The 17,968-nt window shown below is 68.6% G+C and carries 4 protein-coding genes and 1 pseudogene; all 5 read left to right on the top strand.

The window, feature by feature from the left end; all coding sequences use genetic code 11:
• The first annotated feature begins 12 nt into the window (after positions 1-12).
• Positions 13-13,719 (top strand): filamentous hemagglutinin family protein, encoded by a 13,707-nt coding sequence (locus AC07X6_RS26900; RefSeq protein ID WP_494792995.1) that lies wholly within the window; start codon positions 13-15, stop codon positions 13,717-13,719.
• Between the two features lie 147 nt (positions 13,720-13,866).
• Positions 13,867-15,504, top strand: a complete 1,638-nt coding sequence (locus AC07X6_RS26895; protein ID WP_494792994.1) for a ShlB/FhaC/HecB family hemolysin secretion/activation protein — start codon at positions 13,867-13,869, stop codon at positions 15,502-15,504.
• A 56-nt stretch (positions 15,505-15,560) separates the two neighbouring features.
• Positions 15,561-17,342: a DUF2341 domain-containing protein gene (locus AC07X6_RS26890; protein ID WP_494792993.1), complete on the top strand. Its 1,782-nt coding sequence runs from the start codon at positions 15,561-15,563 to the stop codon at positions 17,340-17,342.
• Positions 17,343-17,355: 13 nt separating this feature from the next.
• Entirely contained in the window at positions 17,356-17,766 is a 411-nt protein-coding gene (locus tag AC07X6_RS26885; protein WP_034753784.1) for an ExbD/TolR family protein, read from the top strand.
• A 10-nt stretch (positions 17,767-17,776) separates the two neighbouring features.
• A pseudogene (locus AC07X6_RS26880) lies at positions 17,777-17,968 on the top strand (energy transducer TonB family protein); the annotation flags it as partial.

Genomic DNA, 17,968 nt, shown 5'->3' with positions numbered 1-17,968 from the left:
GGGAATGTCGCCATGCAGCGAAGCAAGTCGGTCACGAAACACGCATCCTCCTCCGCCATGGCGGGCAACCGGAGCGGTCGCCCGGTGCGATTGAAACCGCTGGCGCTGGCCATCGCCATGCTGCTGCAGGCGGGCGGCGCGCAGGCGCAGCAGCCGTTCAGCGGCGCCTGGTTTGCGGGCAAGGGCGCCAACCAGGGTGCTGCCGCCAGTTCGGGACGCTTGCCGAATGGCCAGCCGATCATCGCGACGGACAATAAGCAGGCGCAGCAGCAAAAAGCCAATGCGCAGCTGCAAAGTTCGCTGAACAATCTGCAACTGGCCGCGCGCGCCATCGCCGTGCAGCAGGCGGCCCAGCAGGCGGCGCGCCAGGCGGCCATCGCCGCCGGCTCGAAGGTACCGGAAGGCCTGGCCGAAGGCGGCTTGAAAGTCGACAGCAACAGCCTGACGGCCGGCTGGTTCAATGCGAATGGCCCCACGCAGGCGCAGGCCGACGGCAAGACCGTCGTGACCGTCAAGCAGACGGCCGACAAGGCGATCCTGAACTGGGAAACGTTCAATATCGGCCAGAATACCACCCTGCAATTTGACCAGTTGGCGAACTGGTCCGTACTCAACCGCGTCAACGATCCGCTGGCCCGTCCCAGCCAGGTGCGTGGCCAGATCAAGGCCGACGGCACGGTCATGCTGGTCAACCGCAACGGCATCGTGTTTACGGGCAGCAGCCAGGTCGACACGCGCAGCCTGGTGGCCGCCGCCGTGGGCATGAGCGACAGTCAATTCCGCAAGGGTATTTACAGCGAAACGCAGGGCTCGGGCTTCAAGCCCACGCTGGCCAATGACCTGGTGCTCAACGGCAGCGTGGTCACGCACGCCAACGCCACGGCCGACGTGGTGGTGCAGGCCGGCGCGCAGATCGGCACGCGCAAGCCGCAGACGGTGACGGAAGGCGGCGGCTACGTGCTGCTGGCCGGCCGCGAAGTGCATAACGGCGGCAGCCTGTCGGCGCCGAACGGTCAAGTCACGCTGGCCGCCGGCGACAGCTTCGTCATCCGCAAGGGGCTGGGGACGGACGCCAACCAGACTTCTAGCACCCGCGGCAACGAGGTCGACGTCAAGTTCAACGCGCAAAGCGGCGCTGGCAAGGTGACGAATGCGGGTCTGGTGCAGGCGCTGACCGGCGACGTCACCCTGACGGGCCGCGACGTGAAGCAGGCCGGTGTGTTGCTCAGCAGCACCAGCGTGACGACACGCGGCACCGTGCACCTGAAGGCCGACGGCAGCGAAGGCCTGGTCACGCTGGCCCCTGACAGCCTTACCACGGTGCTGCTTGACGACAGCGGCGCCACCGCGCTGGACGTGCAGCGCGACGCGCTCATCAAGGATTCGGCGCTGCCCAGCGACGGCGCCTACAACCGCCGCGACCTGTCGCTGATCCAGATTGCCTCCGGCGGCGATATCGCCTTCGACAGCGGCTCGCTGACCCTGGCCACCGGCGGCCAGGTGAATGCGCTGGCCACGCGCCGCACGCAAGTGGCGCGCGGCGCCAGCATCGACGTTTCCGGCGCCGTCGGCGTGAACGTGGCGATGGCTTCGAACAACGTGCTGATCAATGCGCAGGGCAATGAGCAGCGCGATGCGCCCGGCAACCGCGACAGCAAGGCCCTCAACAGCACCGACCTGTGGGTCGACCGGCGCGACCTGGTGCGGGTGGCGGCCGGCACCAACGGTTATCCGACCGACCGCTGGTACACGGGCGGCGGCTTGCTCGAAGTGAGCGGCTATCTGAACACCAGCGGCCACGGCATCGGCGAATGGGCGGCGCAGGGCGGCACGGTGGCCTTCCAGGGCGGCGAACTGGTGACCCAGGCCGGCTCTAAGCTCAACGTGTCCGGCGGCACTTTCGACGTCCAGACGGGCATGATTCGCCAGAGCTGGCTCAGCGGCAAGGATGGCCAGCTGTACAGGCTGTCGACGGCGCCCGGCGACGTGCTGTATACGGGCGTGTACCAAGGCTACGCCGCGCACCACCAGCGCTGGGGCGCGGAAACGACGGAAAATTTCGCCAATCCCCTGATCGGCGCCCAGCAACGGCTGGAAAACGGCTATACCGTGGGCCGCGATGCGGGCCGCGTGGTGGTGGGAACCACATCGGCCGTGCTCGAAGGCGCGATCGAATCGAGCGTATTCCAGGGCGAGCGTCAGCAGGATGCGCGCGACGCCACCCTCGACGGCTATCGCCAGTCGCAACTGGCCGCCGCCCGTAGCGGCCAGCTGGTGCTGGGCCAGCTGGCGCCCGTGTATGACGCCGCCAGCGCGCAGCTGCGCGACAATCCCGCGGCGCTGCTGCAGGCCATCCATATCGGCGCCGGCGGCGCCAGCGCCGGCGATCTCCTGCGCGAAGACGCGCTGCCCGAGAATCTGGTCGGCAAGACCTACCTGGACGCCGGCTGGCTCAACGCACAACACCTGGGCGGCATCAAGGCCTACGCCGGCAGCGCCATCGAGGTCGATGCGGCGGTGCAGGTCACGCCGGGCGGCGAAATCGCGCTGCATGCGCCCCAGGTCAAGGTCAACGCCGGGCTGACGGCGCGCGGCGGCAGCATTGCGCTGGGCGACATCGTCAGCAAGCCGACCACCGGCACCGCCGCCTGGCTCGATACGCCGGTCGCCACGCCGGCGGCCGGAGCGAAGGTGGGCATCGAGGTGACGGCCGGCGTGACGCTCGACACGCGCGGCCTGTGGAGCCAGCTCAAGCTGGATCCGGGCAACACGTCCGGCTTGCCCTATGTCAACGGCGGCGCGGTGGCGCTGGTCAGCAGCGGCACCGTCAACCTGGCGGCCGGCAGCGTGATCGACACGTCCTCGGGCGCGGCCGTGCTGGCCGATGGCAAACTGAAGGGCGGACGCGGCGGCGACATCAGCTTGCGCTCGAATCAGAACGATCCCAACGGCGTCAAGTCGGAGACGCTGGTGCTCGATGGCGAACTGCGCGGCTACGGCGTCAACGGCGGCGGCACGCTGACCATCGACAGCGGTACCGGCGTGGCGCTGGGCGGCGGCGTGCTGGCCGGCAATGGCGTGTTGCTTGCAGGCCAGTCCGTCCCTGTGCACCTGACCTTGGCGGAAGCCTTCACCATCAAGGCCGGCACCGTACTTGATGCCGACTTCAGCTATGTGAGTACCCTGGTCCCTGCCGGCCAGCCCTTGCTGGACTTGCCGGATTTCAGCGCGGCGCGCCCCTACACCCTGCCGGTCGCCTGGGTGGTGCCGCCCGCCTCGATCAGCTATGAATTCATCTTCATCACCGACAGCAAAGGCATCGTCTACACCAGCGGCATGACCGTGCCGGCCGGCGTCACGCTCACGGGCGCGCGCGGCAAGCTCGGTTCCGGCTACCTGGTGCCGGCCAACGCCTTCCCGAACGGCATGCCGGTGCCCGCTTTCAACGCCAGGGTGGCCGCCGGTACCGCGTTCGCGTTTGATGTGACCTTGCAGGCGGGCGAGCGCTTGCTGGCCGGCAACCGTGCGCCGCAGGACCTGGTGGTCAAGCCGCTGCTGGTGCTGGACAACGAGCTGTTCCAGCGCGGCTTCGCGCACTACAACATCAACGGCCAGCAGGGCGTGCAGGTGGCGCAGGGCGCCACCATCGACGTCAGCATGCCCTTGCTGCGCGCCGACCTGGCGCTGGCGGCGCAATTGCCGACCGGCGCCGATTCCGCCGCCGTCCTGCAACCGTGGCTGGCCCCGCTGTGGCAGGAAAATGCCGCAAAAGGCGTGCTCAAGCAACGCGCCGGCGCCGATATCGCGCTGTCGGCCGGCACCCGCAGCGCCAAGGCGCCGCTGGTGGTGGGCCAGGGCGCCACGCTGCGCGTGGATGACGGCAAGAGCATCAGCCTGACCGGCAATGGCCAGATCACCGTGGAAGGCACGCTGAGCGCGGCCGGCGGCCGCATTTCCGTGTTGCCGGGCATGCTGATCACCGGTGGCGAGATCAACCGTCCAGACGGCAGCGCCAATGCCCAGTCGATCTGGATCGGCGAGCGCGCGGTACTCGACGTGGCCGGACGGGCGGCCACCGCCACCGACGCCCAGGGCGGCGTGTATGGCCATGTGGGCGCCGGCGGCACCATCGAGATCGGCGCCAGGCATAACCTCGACGCCACCCAGGTCGAGGCGGCCGACGCCTTTGTCATCGTGCGCCCCGGCGCGCGCCTGGAAGCGTCCGGCGCCGCCGCCTTGCTCGACTTGCCCGGTCAGGGCAGCGTGCAGGTGGCCAGCGACGGCGGCAGCATCGCGCTGAGCTCCTTCCGCGGCTTGTTGCTTGACGGCACCATGCATGCGGCAGCGGGCGGGACAGGCGCTGCCGGCGGCACGCTGGCGCTCAACCTCGAAGCGCCGAACTACGGCATCGTCGGCAAGCTCGACTTGAAGGGCCTGGGCGTGGAAGACGCGGTGCGCGTGCCGCGCGAGCTGGTGCTGTCGCGCCTGCAGGGCGAAAGCAGCCTGGCCGCCGACCTGCAGGTGGGCGACAGCGATCCTGCGCTGCGCTACGGCGTGGCCCGCCTCGGTGCGGATCGCGTGGCCGCCGGCGGCTTCGACCACCTGGCCTTGCTGTCGAACGGCTTGATCAGTTTTGATGGCAACCTCGACCTGTCGCTGGGGCAGAGCCTGCGCCTGACATCCAGTGCATTGGCCCTGGCCGGGCATGCCGACGGCGCCAGCGCGCAAGTCAAGCTGGCGGCGCCCTACATCCGCCTGGCCGGCACCAGCCGCACCCAGAGCGACGACCACCTGATGCCCAATCCGGTGCGCGGCTCCGGCAACGGCGGCGTCGGCGCCGGCAAGCTGGGCGTGCCCAACGTGGACGACCACGCCAGCCTGACGCTGAATGCCGCGATGATCGACCTCGCCAATGCCGTCAATGTCGGCAGCAACGGCGTGATCGGGCAAAACGCCGCCGCCGACCTGGACGTCAAGCGCGATGCCTTTGGCGAGCTGGCGCTGCGTTCGAGCGGCGACATCCGCATGCGCACGGCGGCCGCGCTGTACACGCCCGGCAATCTGACCCTGGCGGGCGCGCAAATCTATCCGGTGAGCGGCGCTACCGGCAAGGTGGAGGTGGGCAAACGTAACGTGATCAACGAATTCGGGCAATTGGCGACCGAGTTCGATCCGGCCCGCAGGCTGACCATCGAGCGCAGCGGCGACCCTGCCGCGCCGTTGCCGGCCCTGCCCTACTCGGTGTTCGGTTCGCTTGAACTGAGTGCCGGCATGGTGAACCAGGGGGGCGTGGTGCGCGCGCCGCTGGGCAAAATCACGCTGGGCCAGAATACGAATGGCGCAGTGACCGGCCACACCAATCTGCTGCCTGGCAGCGTGACGTCGGTCAGCGCCAACGGCCTGGTGATGCCGTACGGCGGCTCGCTCGATGGCCTGAGCTACATGATGGACGGCGTCGACGTCGTGTACAAGGGCGTGGGCAATGACCCGGCCGTCGTGCTCACCGGCAAACACGTCGATGTGCGCGCCGGCGCCGTGCTTGACCTGTCAGGCGGCGGCACCCTGACCGGCGCGGCCTTCCTGGCCGGACGCGGCGGCTCGACGGACGCCCGCCTCAACCCGCTGGTGCAGACGTCCGGCAAAGGCAGCTTCGTGCTGCCGGGCCTGGCCACCAATCCCGTCTACGCCATCGTTCCGGGCGCGCAGCCGGGGTATGCGCCCATCGTGGCCGAGAATGGCGCCGGCGATCCGGCGCTGGGGCGCCAGATCACCATCGGCGCCGGCGTGCCGGGCCTGGCCGCCGGCACCTATACCTTGCTGCCGTCGAGCTTTGCGCTGCTGCCCGGCGCGTTCCGGGTGGAATTGAACGGCCTGGCCGCCGGCGGCTTGCCCGTCGGGTCGGCCACGGCCATGCGCAACGGCTCGTTTGCCACCGCAGTGCAGCTGGGCACCAGCAATACCGACCGGCGCGCGGCGCTGCCATCGCAGGCGGTATTGACGCCGGCCGACGTGCTGCGCAGCTATTCGCAATACAATGAAACGAGCTACGGCGCATTCGCGCTGGCGCAGGCGGTGCGCGACGGCGTGCCGCGGCCGCTGCTCGAACGCGACGCCAAGGCGCTGCACATTGAACTGGTGCAGTCCAATGCGGGTGCTGGCGGCACGGGCGTGATGCAAGATGCGCTGCGCTTTGCCGGCACGACCAACTACACGCCAGGCAAGGACGGTTTCGGCGGCAGCGCGCTGCTGCTGGGCGGCTCCGGCAAGAACTACGAAATTATCGGCGGCGCCAGCGCGCCCACCGTCGACTTCAAGGGCATGGCGGTGCGGGTCGACGCCCTGAACGCCATCGGCGCCCCGCGCCTGGGCATCGGCGGTTTGCCTACCGTCAACTACAGCAGCACCAACGGCAACCAGCAAGCCAATATCGCCCAGTTCCAGGGCGGCGTCGATAACATCGTGGTGCGCGACGGCGCCGTGCTCAAGGCTGGCGAAGTGTTCCTGGTGACCAATAGCAAGGCAGGCGGCATCGTCATCGAGCAGGGGGGCGGCATCAATACCCTGGGCCGTGGCGCCGCCGCCTGGGATTCGGGCAACGGCTATGTGTATGCGCCGGGCAAGTCCAGCGTGCTGGCCGTGTCGAATGGCCGGCTGGACATGCTGGCGCCCGGCGTGAGTACCGATCCGCGATCCGGACCGGGCCGCATCGACATCGGCGCCTGCGCGGCGGGCGCCGTGTGCAGCGGCAGCACGCCGCTGTATTCGGAAGGCAGCATTGTCGCCGCCACCGACCAGAGCTTCAACCTGCGCGACGCCACCACCTACGGCACGCGCAACCTGGTGCTGGCCGTGGGCGGCATCAATGTGGGCAGCGAAGCGTCGCTGGCCGCCATGGCTGCGCGCGACGCGTTGCCGGCCGGACTGACCCTGAACCAGGGCATCCTCGACCGCCTGCTGCGCGGCGACGCCAGCGCGGGCGCGCCGGCGCTGGAAAGCCTGGCGCTGACGGCGCGCGACGCCATCAATTTCTATGACAGCGTCGAATTGTCGACCATCAATGCGAGCACGGGAAAATCGTCGCTGGAACGGCTGGTGATCGGCACCCCGGCGATCTACGGCGCCGGCGGCAGCGACGCCGTGGCGCGCATCAAGACCGATGTGCTGGTATGGAACGGCGCCACGACGGCGCCCGGCCTGGTCGCCAGCGGCGGTGCCGGCGGCGGCAGCGGACGCCTGCAGGTCGACGCCCGCCAGGTCGAGTTCGGCTATGGCCCGAACAGCCGGCCCGACACCATTCACGGCATGGATCGCCTGATCCTCGGCTTTGCCGATGTCGCCATCAATGCCAGCGAGCGCATCACCGCCAACCATACGGGTTCGCTGTCGGTGTACCAGTCGCAAAGCGGCTGGGATACGGCCAGCAAGGGCTATCTGCGCAGCGGCGGCAACCTGGCGCTGAACACGGCGCTGCTCACGGGCGCCGCCGGCTCCGTCAACAAGATCAAGGCGGGCGGCGACATCCATGTCGCCAGGCCGTCCGGCGCGGCCGCCACCGCCCCGGATGCGGCCGCGCTGGCCGGCGCACTGGGCGCCGAAGTGGCGCTGGACGGGCGCAGCGTGACGCTCGACACGGCCGTGCTGTTGCCAAGCGGCAAGCTCAGCGTGTCCGCTGAGCAAGACGTGGTGCTGGGCGACGGTGCCCGGCTCGACCTGGCCGGCCGCAAGATCGATTTCAACGGCGTGCCCAAGTACAGCTGGGGCGGCGACGTGGTGCTCGACAGCCGCCACGGCGACGTGCGCCAGGCGGCCGCGTCCAGCATCGATTTCTCGGCTGTCTCCAACCGCGCCGGCAAGCTCACCGCCACCGCGCTGGACGCGCAGGCGGGCAGCGTGGCGTTGCTGGGCAGCATCACCGGCGGCAGCAGCGGCCACTACGACGCGGGCGGCACCGACGTGCCGTTCGCGGCGGGCGGCCTCGACGTGCGCGGCCAGCATATCGAGGATTTCAAGGGCTTGAACCAGCGCCTGAGCAAGGGCGGCGTGTTCGGCAGCCGCAGCTTCCAGCTCAAGCAGGGCGACCTGGTGCTGGAGAATGAATTGAAGGCGCGCGAAATCACGGTTTCGGTGGATGGCGGCCGTCTGGCCGTCAACGGCACCGTCGACGCCAGCGGCGAGCAGGTGGGCAGCATCCGCCTGGCCGCGCGCGACGGCGTCAGCGTGGCCGGCAGCGCGCTGCTCGACGCCCACGGCAGCGTGCTGCGGGTCGACAGCTACGGCCAGGTGATCGAGGCGCCCAACCGCGCCGTGATCGACATCGATGCCGGCAGCGGCCGCCTGGTGCTCGATACCGGCGCGCGCATGGACTTGCGCGCCGGCACGGCCGGCAAGGCCGAGCGCATCGCCTCGCTGGGCACGCTGGAACTGAGCGCCCGGCGCCTCGGCGGCGCCACCGGCAACGACGTCGCCATCGATGCGGCCGGTCCGCTGGCCATCGACGGCGCCCGCGCCATCACGGTCAACGGTTTCTGGTCGTACACGGACGCCCGCCCGGGCACGGAAACGACGGCCGACGGCCGCCCTTACCAGGTCATCGACCAGGCTTACCTGGACCGCAAGCACGACGATAGCGTCGATTTCATGAAGGGCGCCCTGGCCAACGACGGACTGATGAACGGCCGCCTGTCCGGCCTGCGCAACTACAAGGACGCCTTCCACCTGCGTCCGGGCGTGGCCATCCTCAGCGCCACGCCGGACGGCGACCTGCATGTCGATGGCGACATCGACCTGTCGGGCCACCGCTACGCCAGCGTCAATCCGCACACGCAGAAGACCGGCGTGGCCGGCTCCGGCGAAGCGGGCGCGCTGGTGCTGCGCGCCGGCGGCAACCTGAACGTCTTCGGCAGCATCAATGACGGCTTCGATGGCAAGGCCTTGCCGGTCACGCCGGACGACAAGGGCTGGATGCTGGCCAAGGGCCGGGTGCCGTTCGGCGCCGACGTCATCGTGCCGCATGGCCAGCTGGTCACGCTGGCCGACGACACCTTCTTCCAGTCCGGCCGCACCCTGAACTACGACCTGCCGATGAAACCGATGAGCTTGCGGGCGGGCACGGCGCTGCCGTCGCAAGCCACCCTGACTGCCGCCGTGGAATTGCCGGCCGGCACGGTGCTGGGCGGCGCCGTGCGCAATGCCGCCGGCGATATCGTGTATGCGGCGGGCACCGTGCTGGCGAAGGCCGTCACGCTGGGCAGCGGCACGCGGCTCGATGCCGGCACCCGCTTGCCCGTGGGAATGTCCGTGGCGGCCATGACCTGGCCCGGCGGCGTACCGCTGCCGTACCCGGTGGGCGCGGTCAGGGACACGCCGAGCCCCGACTACGATGGCGATGGCACCCCCGATACGCCTGCCAATGGCGTGGCGCTGGCCGGCGAACTGCAGCTGCGCAAGGGCGCGCTGGTGCCGAGCGAAACCTGGGTGCGGCTGCCTGGCGGCGCTGATTCGGTGGCCCTGCGTCCGGCCGATGCCGACGGCAACCAGGGCCGCAACTGGGCGCTGGCGCCGATGCTGGTCAGCGGTTCGCAGTCGTGGTCGATGCGCCTGGTGGCCGGTGCCGATATGCAGGCGGCCGATAGCCGCGCGCTGCGCCCCATGGGCGACAACCGCAGTCTGCTGCTGGCCGACCACCACTACGGCGCGGTCCTGGGGCTCAGTCTGCCGAAGGTGGCGGCGCCGCCGATCGACGGCGTGGCGGGCAATTTCTACTGGATGGGCAACTCGGAGATGTTCGGCTATCCTCCCGGCACGCTGGTTAATCTCGCCGAATTTACTAGCGTGGAAGCCTTGCTGGAATACAATAATTTCGGCCCGGATGTGGGCGATCTGGTGACCTGGCTGCCCGAAGGCGCCAGTTTCCCGATGGTAGCCCTGCCTGCGCGGCAACAGCTGTTCAGCGTGCTGCGCACGGGCACGGGCGACCTCGACCTCCTTGCTGGCGGCAACTTCAGCCAGAATTCGCCGTACGGCGTGTACACGGCCGGTACCCAGGCGGCCAACGTGGCGGCGGCTTACCGGCTGCCGCGCGCGGCCGATCGCAAGGGTTCCATCCTCGGCCCCGATGGCGACGCCTTCAAGCCCTACGTCGATGGTGGCGCGCAAAGCCTGTACCAGGCCTGGTATCCCGAGCATGGCGGCAACGTGCTGGTGCGCGCGCAGGGCGACGTCACCGGCGACCTGGTGGGTGGCGGCTACACCACGGAGCGTCGTCCCGACGATGTGGGCTATTTGCGTCCGCAGCAGGACAGCAGCGCCGTCGGCACCTGGCTGTGGCGCCAGGGCACCGGCAGCGCGGTCGCCCAGGGCGATGGCGTGCCCACCGCCTGGTGGATCAACTTTGGCAGTTATGTCGCTGGCGGTCTTGGCACGAACTTCCTGTACGAGACCCAGCCCGTGATGACCGGCTTTACCGGCATCGGCACCCTGGGCGGCGGCAACCTGGTACTCGAGGCGGGCAGGGCCGCCGGTATGTTGTCGCCGCGTACCGATCCAGGCGCGAAATTCGTCTCGCGCAGCCAGGGCCTGAACCTGGCGGTGGCCAGCACCGGCCGGGTATCGGCCGACGGTTCCGTGCTTACGCTCACGGGCGGCGGCGATCTCGACGTGCGCATTGGCGGCGGCCTCAATCCGGTGGCCGAGGTGCGCTCGTTTGCCGACACGATCGGCGAGATCACGCCGGATACCCGTTTTTCCGGCACGCGTGGCGACCTCAATAGCACCTTCGTCAACCTGCGCGGCGCCTTGCGCATGGAGGCGGGATCGGTGGGCGGCATCGAGCTGCGCTTCGACATGGGCGACAGCCAGGAGTCGCGCGCCTATCAGGTCTACACGGCCACCTCGTCCATCGCGGGCGGCGGGCCGGTGGTGGTGCCGGGCGACTCCGGCGTGCGCATCGATGCGCGCGGCGACCTGGTGCTGGGCGGCGTGGGCGACGCCGGCCGCGTCACCCAGATCAACAACGGCACGCCGTTCACCGCGAAGGGCGTGGCGCAGGACGGCGAGGGCTACAGCTGGTTCTCGCTGTGGACGCCGTCGACCGCCATCGACCTGTTCAGCGCGGGCGGCAACCTGACGCCGTCCACGGCCTGGAGCGACGACCGCGCCAGCGGCAATCAGGCTTCCAGCGGCGGGCGTTTCGTGATGCCGTCGCAATTGCGCGCCGTGGCCGCCAGCGGCAGCCTGTATGTCGGCAACTCCGCCCAAGGGGCGAGGGATATGGACACCAGCACTAATGCGCCGGCGCGGCCGGCCACCGGCCTGCTGCTGGCACCATCGCCGGTCAATGCGCATTTCACCCGCCGCACGCCGGGGCAGCTGGAATTGCTGGCCGCCGATTCGATCTACGCCGGCGCCTATACGGTGACGGCGTCGGGCGCCGATCCGACCGCGCTGCCAAGCCCGTTCAATCCCGGTTTCGCGGGCGTTTCCGGCACCACCGCGTATGGCGACATGTACACGCATAACGTCAACCAGGAGGCACAGGCGCCCAGCGTGCTGTTCGCGTCGCGCGAAGCGGGCGCTTCACCGCAGCGTTATCCGCTGTTCACGCTGACGCCGCCCACCGCCTCGGGCTACGCGGTGCAAGACCAGCTGCCGGCGCGCTATTACGCGCTGGCGGGCGACATCATCGGCTTGCGCACCGGTTCCATCATCACGCGCGGCGGCGGCAATGCGGCCAGCCACAGCACCTGGTACGAGGGCGCCGGTCCCGTCGATATCCGTGCCGGCCGCGATATCGTCAACTCCGGCACGGCGCTGGGGCTGGTCGAAGCCACGCCACAGGGATTGCTGGGCTGGACGTCTGAGATAGCGTACGCCAATCCGTCGCTGCCGCTGCGGCCGACGGAAAACTTTGTCGGTTCGGCGCGCGGCAATTTGATACTGCACAACAATCCGGACGAGGTATCGGTCGTGCGTGCCGGCCGCGACATCCGCTACGGCACGTTCTACGTGGGCGGTCCGGGCACGCTGGAAGTGACGGCCGGGCGCGATATCGACATGGCCGACAAGGCCGAACTGAAGAGTATCGGCGCGGTGACGCATATCACGGCTGGCGACCGCAGCAGCGGCGCCAGCATCGCGGTGGCGGCCGGGGTCGGGGCGCATGGCCCCAACTATGACGCCTTTGCCGCGCGCTATCTCGACGCTGCCAACCTGATCGATCCAGGCAAGCCGCTGGCCGACCAGCCCGGCAAAGCGGTGGCCGTGTATGGCGGCCGCCTGGGCCTGGCCGACTGGTTGCGCGCGGAATTCGGCTACAGCGGCGACGCGGCGGGCGCGCCCGCCTTCCTGGCGGCGCGCCAAGGCGAGCTCGACAAGTCTCTCCAGGCCAGCGCCAGCGGCGGCGCCAGGCGCGACCTGCAGCGCGAATACGGCCTGTCGAGCCAGTTGCACCTGGTCAACTGGCTGGAAACCCGTTATGGCGACGGACAGCGCAATGGCGCCGGGCTGACCTTCGATGCCGCCAGCATGGATGCGCGCAAGTTTTTCGCGGCCTTGCCGGCCGAACAGCAGCGCGTCTTCCTGCGCAACGTGTATTTCGCCGAACTCAAGGCTGGCGGGCGCGAGTACACGGCAGCGGGCGGCGTGCGCGAAGGCAGCTACCTGCGCGGTCGCGAAGCCATCGCCACCTTGTTCCCGAGCAAGGATGCGCAGGGCAAGCCCGTGACCTATGCGGGCGACCTGACCATGTTCAGCGGCGCCACCTACTATCTGGACGGCGCCTCAGGCGGCAGCACCAAGCGGCCGCGCAAGGGCGTCAATTACCTGACGCGTGAGCAGTATGTGCGTTTGGGCGACACCCACGCGCCGGTGTTCGACCTGGCCGATGCCGGCATCCACACCGATTTCGGCGGCAACATCGACATCCTGACGCCGGGCGGACGGACCCTGGTCGGCGTCGATGGCGGCTTCGTGCCGGGCGAAGGCTCGGGCGTGCTGACGCAGGGCGCCGGTGAAATCCAGATCTACGCCCGGGACAGCATCCTGCTGGGCCAGAGCCGCATCTTCACCACCTTCGGCGGCAACATCCTGGCCTGGTCGGCGCAGGGCGACATCAATGCGGGGCGCGGCTCCAAGTCCACCGTGGTGTTTGCGCCGCAGCGCCGGGTCTACGACGACATCGGCATGGTGACCTTGTCGCCGACCACGCCGAACACGGGCGCCGGCATCGCCACCCTGAACCCGATCCCGGAGGTGCCGCCCGGCGACATCGACCTGATCGCCCCGCTGGGCAGCATCGACGCGGGCGAGGCGGGCATCCGCGTCTCGGGCAACGTCAACCTGGCCGCCCTGCAGGTGGTCAACGCGGAAAACATCCAGGTGCAGGGCAAGTCGACGGGCATCCCGACCATCGCCTCGGTGAACGTGGGCGCGCTCAGCAATGCCAGCGCGGCCGCCTCGCAAGCCGTGACGGCGGCGCAGGACGTGCTGCAGCGCGAACGGGCCGCCACGCGCCAGGCGCAGCCGTCGCTGTTCACGGTGAAAGTGTTGGGTTTTGGCAACGAGCAGGCGGACGAAGCCGGTGTTGGCAAGCACACGGGCGGCGAACCGCAGGCGTCCAGCTACCAGCCGGCCGGCGTGGTGCAGGTGCTGGGGGCGGGGCCGTTGACGGCGCCGCAGCTGCAGGCGCTCACGCCGAATGAACGGCGCGGTTTACAGCCTTGAGCGGAGTTTTATGAACATTTGATGACATTCGGCAGTCGCCGCGCGCGGCGGCTGTCTAGGCATCAGTAGATCAGCATTAGCAACAAACAATACGCCGGCCCAGCGCCGCAACACAGGGCAACCGTTTGATTTTAAGGTGAATGGAAGATGCGTGAGATGAAAAAACAGGGCAGGGACGTGCCGCCAGCGGCCCCTGCGACCGCCTTGACGATGCTGTGCCTGGCCATGCTGGCGCTGCCCGGCATGGCGCGCGCGCAGGACGCCGTCCCGGCGGCGGCCCCCGTGGCCGCGCCGGAACGGCAAGTGACGATCGAGGAATACCTGGTGCGCGGCAATACCGTGCTCGATGCGCGTGCCATCGAAGAGGCGGTGACGCCCTTCCTGGGGCCGGGCCGCACCCTGAAGGACGTGGAAGGGGCGCGCGACGCCCTCGTTGCGGCATATCAAGCCCGCGGCTACCAGTCCGTCTACGTGGATTTGCCGGAGCAGCAGGTGGAGCAGGGCGTGGTGGTGCTGCAGGTGAGCGAAACGAAGGTGGGACGCTTGCGCGTCGTCGGCGCGCAATACAACTCGCCGCTCGATGTGCGCCAGCAAGTGCCGGCCTTGACGGAAGGCAAGGTGCCCGACTTTACGCAGGCGCAAGTGGAGCTGACGGCCCTGAACCGCGGTCCCAAGCGCCAGGTGATGCCGTTGGTCAAGCAGGGCAGCCTGCCCGGCACCATGGACGTGGATTTGAAAGTCGACGACAGCAGCCCGTGGCGCGCCAGCGTGGGCTTGAACAACGATTACAGCGCCGATACGAAGAAATTGCGTACCAGCATGTCGGTCGGCCACGACAACCTGTGGCAGCTCGGGCATAGCGCCACCATCAGCTTTTTCGGCACGCCGGGCGACCTGAACCAGACCAAGGTGTGGTCCGCCTCGTACGTGGCGCCGATCGGCACGCAGGGCTGGAGCGTGGAAGCGACCGGCTACCAGTCGAACAGCAACGTGGCCAGCACGGGCGGCACCAGCGTGCTGGGCAAGGGCCATGCGCTGGGCATGAAAGTCAACTATACGGTGCCCAACAGCGGCATCTGGTGGCACAGCTTTTCCGCCGGCATCGACTTCAAGGATAACCAGGAAGCGCTCAAGCTCAATGGCACGGGCAGCAATATTCCGCTCAAGTACGTGCCCCTGAGCGTGTCGTACAACGGCTTTGCGCAGACGGAGGCGGCAACCTACGGCCTGGGCCTGTCGCTGGTGGCCGGCACGCGCGCTTCGTTCGGCTACGGCAGCGACAGCGCCGCCTATGACAACAAGCGCTACAAGGCCTCGCCCAGCTTCCTCGTGCTGAAGGGCGACGCCAACGCCACCTACACCCTGGGCAGCGGCGCGCAGCTGCACGGGCGCATGTCGGGCCAGCTGGCCGACGCGGCACTCGTATCGGGCGAGCAGATGGCCGCCGGCGGCGCCAACTCCGTGCGCGGCTACCTGTCGGCCGAGGCGACGGGCGACTACGGCGTGTCCGGCACCGTCGAATGGCGCACGCCCCAGCTGACGTATTTCAGCCGTCTGGAAAACTGGCGCCTGTATGCGTTTGCCGATGGCGCGCGCCTGCGCCTGCGCGATCCGATGATCGAGCAGAAAGACCTGTTCGGCCTGGCCTCCGTGGGCGTGGGCAGCAGCTTCCAGTTCCTGCGCTACCTGAATGGCCGCATCGATTTTTCGTATCCGCTGCGCGATGGCCCGCGCACGCACAAACACGTGCGCCGCATCAATTTCAACCTGTCGGCCAGCTACTGACGGGCCAGCTCAACAGCACTGCACTTTTTTAGACTTTTCTTCGGAGAATCACTGTCATGCAACGTTTTCTTTTTCTGCTCACGATCCTGGGCACGCTCGTTCCCGGCCTGGCGCATGCCTGGTGGCAGCCCGACTGGGCTTACCGCAAACCCGTCACCGTCGATGCCGGCCCGAAGGCGGGCGCCGTGGGCGGCGATCCCGGCCGCATTCCCGTGCTGCTGCGCTTGCATTCGGGCAACTTCAACTTCGAAGGCGTCAGCGACAACGGCGCCGACCTGCGCTTCGTGGCGGGCGACGATAAAACGGTGCTGAACCACCAGATCGAACAGTTCAATCCGCTGCTGGGCATCGCCCTGATCTGGGTCGACGTGCCGGCCCTGACGGCCGGTACGCCGCAGCAGCTGTGGATGTACTACGGCAATCCGAAGGCGCCCGCTTCCGGCAACGGCCAGCGCACGTTTGACCCCGACTACAGCCTGGTGTACCACTTCAGCGAGCCTGGCGTGCCTTCGCGCGACAGCACCGCCTACGGCAACCATGCCCAGACGGCCGTGCCGGCACTCGACGGTTCCGTCATCGGTGCCGGTGCCCGCCTGGGCACGGCGCCCCTGATGCTGCCCGCCTCGCCTTCGCTGGCGCTGGCCGCCGGTGCGCCATTCACCTTTTCCGCCTGGGTGCGTCCGGACAGCCTGGGCGCGCAGCAAGTACTGTATGCGCGCCGCGATGGCGCCAGTGAATTGCTGATCGGCGTAGACCAGGGCGTGCCTTTCGTGCAGGTGAATGGTCAGCGCAGCAAGCCGGGCCAGCCTATCCAGGCCGCGCAATGGTCGCACCTGGCCGTCAAGGCCGACAAGAACAACGTGGCCCTGTACGTGGGCGGCCGTCCGGCCGTCTCGCTGGCCACCGCTCTGCCGGCGTTCAGCACGGCGGCCTCGGTGGGCGCCGATGCGCCGCCGGCCGCTTCCGGTACTTCCACCCTGAACAACTTCACGGGCGCCATCGACGAGCTGCGCCTGTCGCGCACGGCCCGTCCCGACGCCCTGCTGCTGGCCGACGCCGTCTCGCAAGGTTCCGAATCGCGCCTGGCCGTGTTTGGCGCCGATGAACAGCAGGCCGGCAAGAGCCATTTCGGCTTCATCATCGCCGCCATGCCGCTCGACGCCTGGATCGTCGTCGGCGTGCTGGGCCTGATGATGGTCTTGTCGTGGATCATCATGATCGGCAAGGGCCGCAGCTATGGCGCCATCTCGCGCGCCAATGCGCAATTCATGCAATCGTTCCACGAAGCGGCCGGCGCACCGCTGGACCACCTGGCGCGCAACGGCAAGCTGAGCGCTTCCGTGAAGACGGATTCCTCGCTGTGGCGCCTGTATGACGTGGCCATTGACGAGATGCGCCGCCGCCACGACCGCGGCTACGACCTGAACGCCGTTTCGAACGCCACCATCGGCGCCATCCGCGCCGCCATGGATGGCGTGATGGTGCGCGAAAGCGAGCGCATGTCGAAGCGCATGATCTGGCTCTCGACCACCATCGAAGGCGCGCCGTATGTCGGCCTGTTCGGCACCGTGATCGGCATCATGCTGGTGTTCGTCGTGGCGGCCATGGCCGGCGCCGTGGACATCAACTCGGTGGCGCCGGGCATGGCGGCAGCGCTGCTGTGTACGGCTGCGGGCCTGGGCGTGGCGATTCCCGCGCTGTTCGGTTACAACTGGCTGTCGTCGCGTTCTGATGCTATCGTCGCCGATATGGCCGTCTTCGTCGATGAATTTGCCACGCGCCTGGCTGAAGAGCAGGGCGACGGACGCCAGATGCGTCCCGTGCTGCAACAGGCGTGAGGGGCGCATAACCATGGCCACCTCCGCCAAGTTTACCCCCCGCAAGCGTAGCGGCGGCATCAACATTACGCCCTTCGTCGACGTGCTGCTGGTGGTGCTGGTGATCTTCATCTTGACCAGCAATGCCAGCATTCCGGGCATCAAGGTCGACCTGCCCAAGGCCAGTTCGGCCATGGCGCTGGAAAAACCGAAGACCAAGGCCATCACCATCGACAACGCGGGCCAGGTCTTCCTCGACGCCTATCCCGTCACCCTGCCCGAGCTGGAAGAGCGCTTGCGCACGGAAAAGGCCCTGACGCCCGATTTTCCCGTGATCGTGCGCGGCGATGCCGCCGTGCAATACGCGAAAGTGGTCGAAGTGCTCGACTTGCTGCGCCGCATCGACCTGAACCAGGTGGGCCTGGTGACCGGCAAGCCGGCATGAGGAGCACAAGGTGAAGCGTGACGACATGATGAAGATGGCCGCCTCGGAACCGTCGGGCGCGGCGCAGTGGTGGCGCCGCTGGGGCGGCGTGGCCGGCGGCGCGCTGCTGGCCGCTGGTCTGGCCGCGCTGGTCTGGTATTTGCTGTCGGACACGGCGGCCACCAAGCGCGAAGTGGCGGCCCCGCCGATGCTGATGCTGCCC

This window comes from Janthinobacterium sp. GW460-12-1-14-LB5 (assembly GCF_059423585.1).
This window is presented reverse-complemented; position numbering and strand designations above follow the sequence as displayed.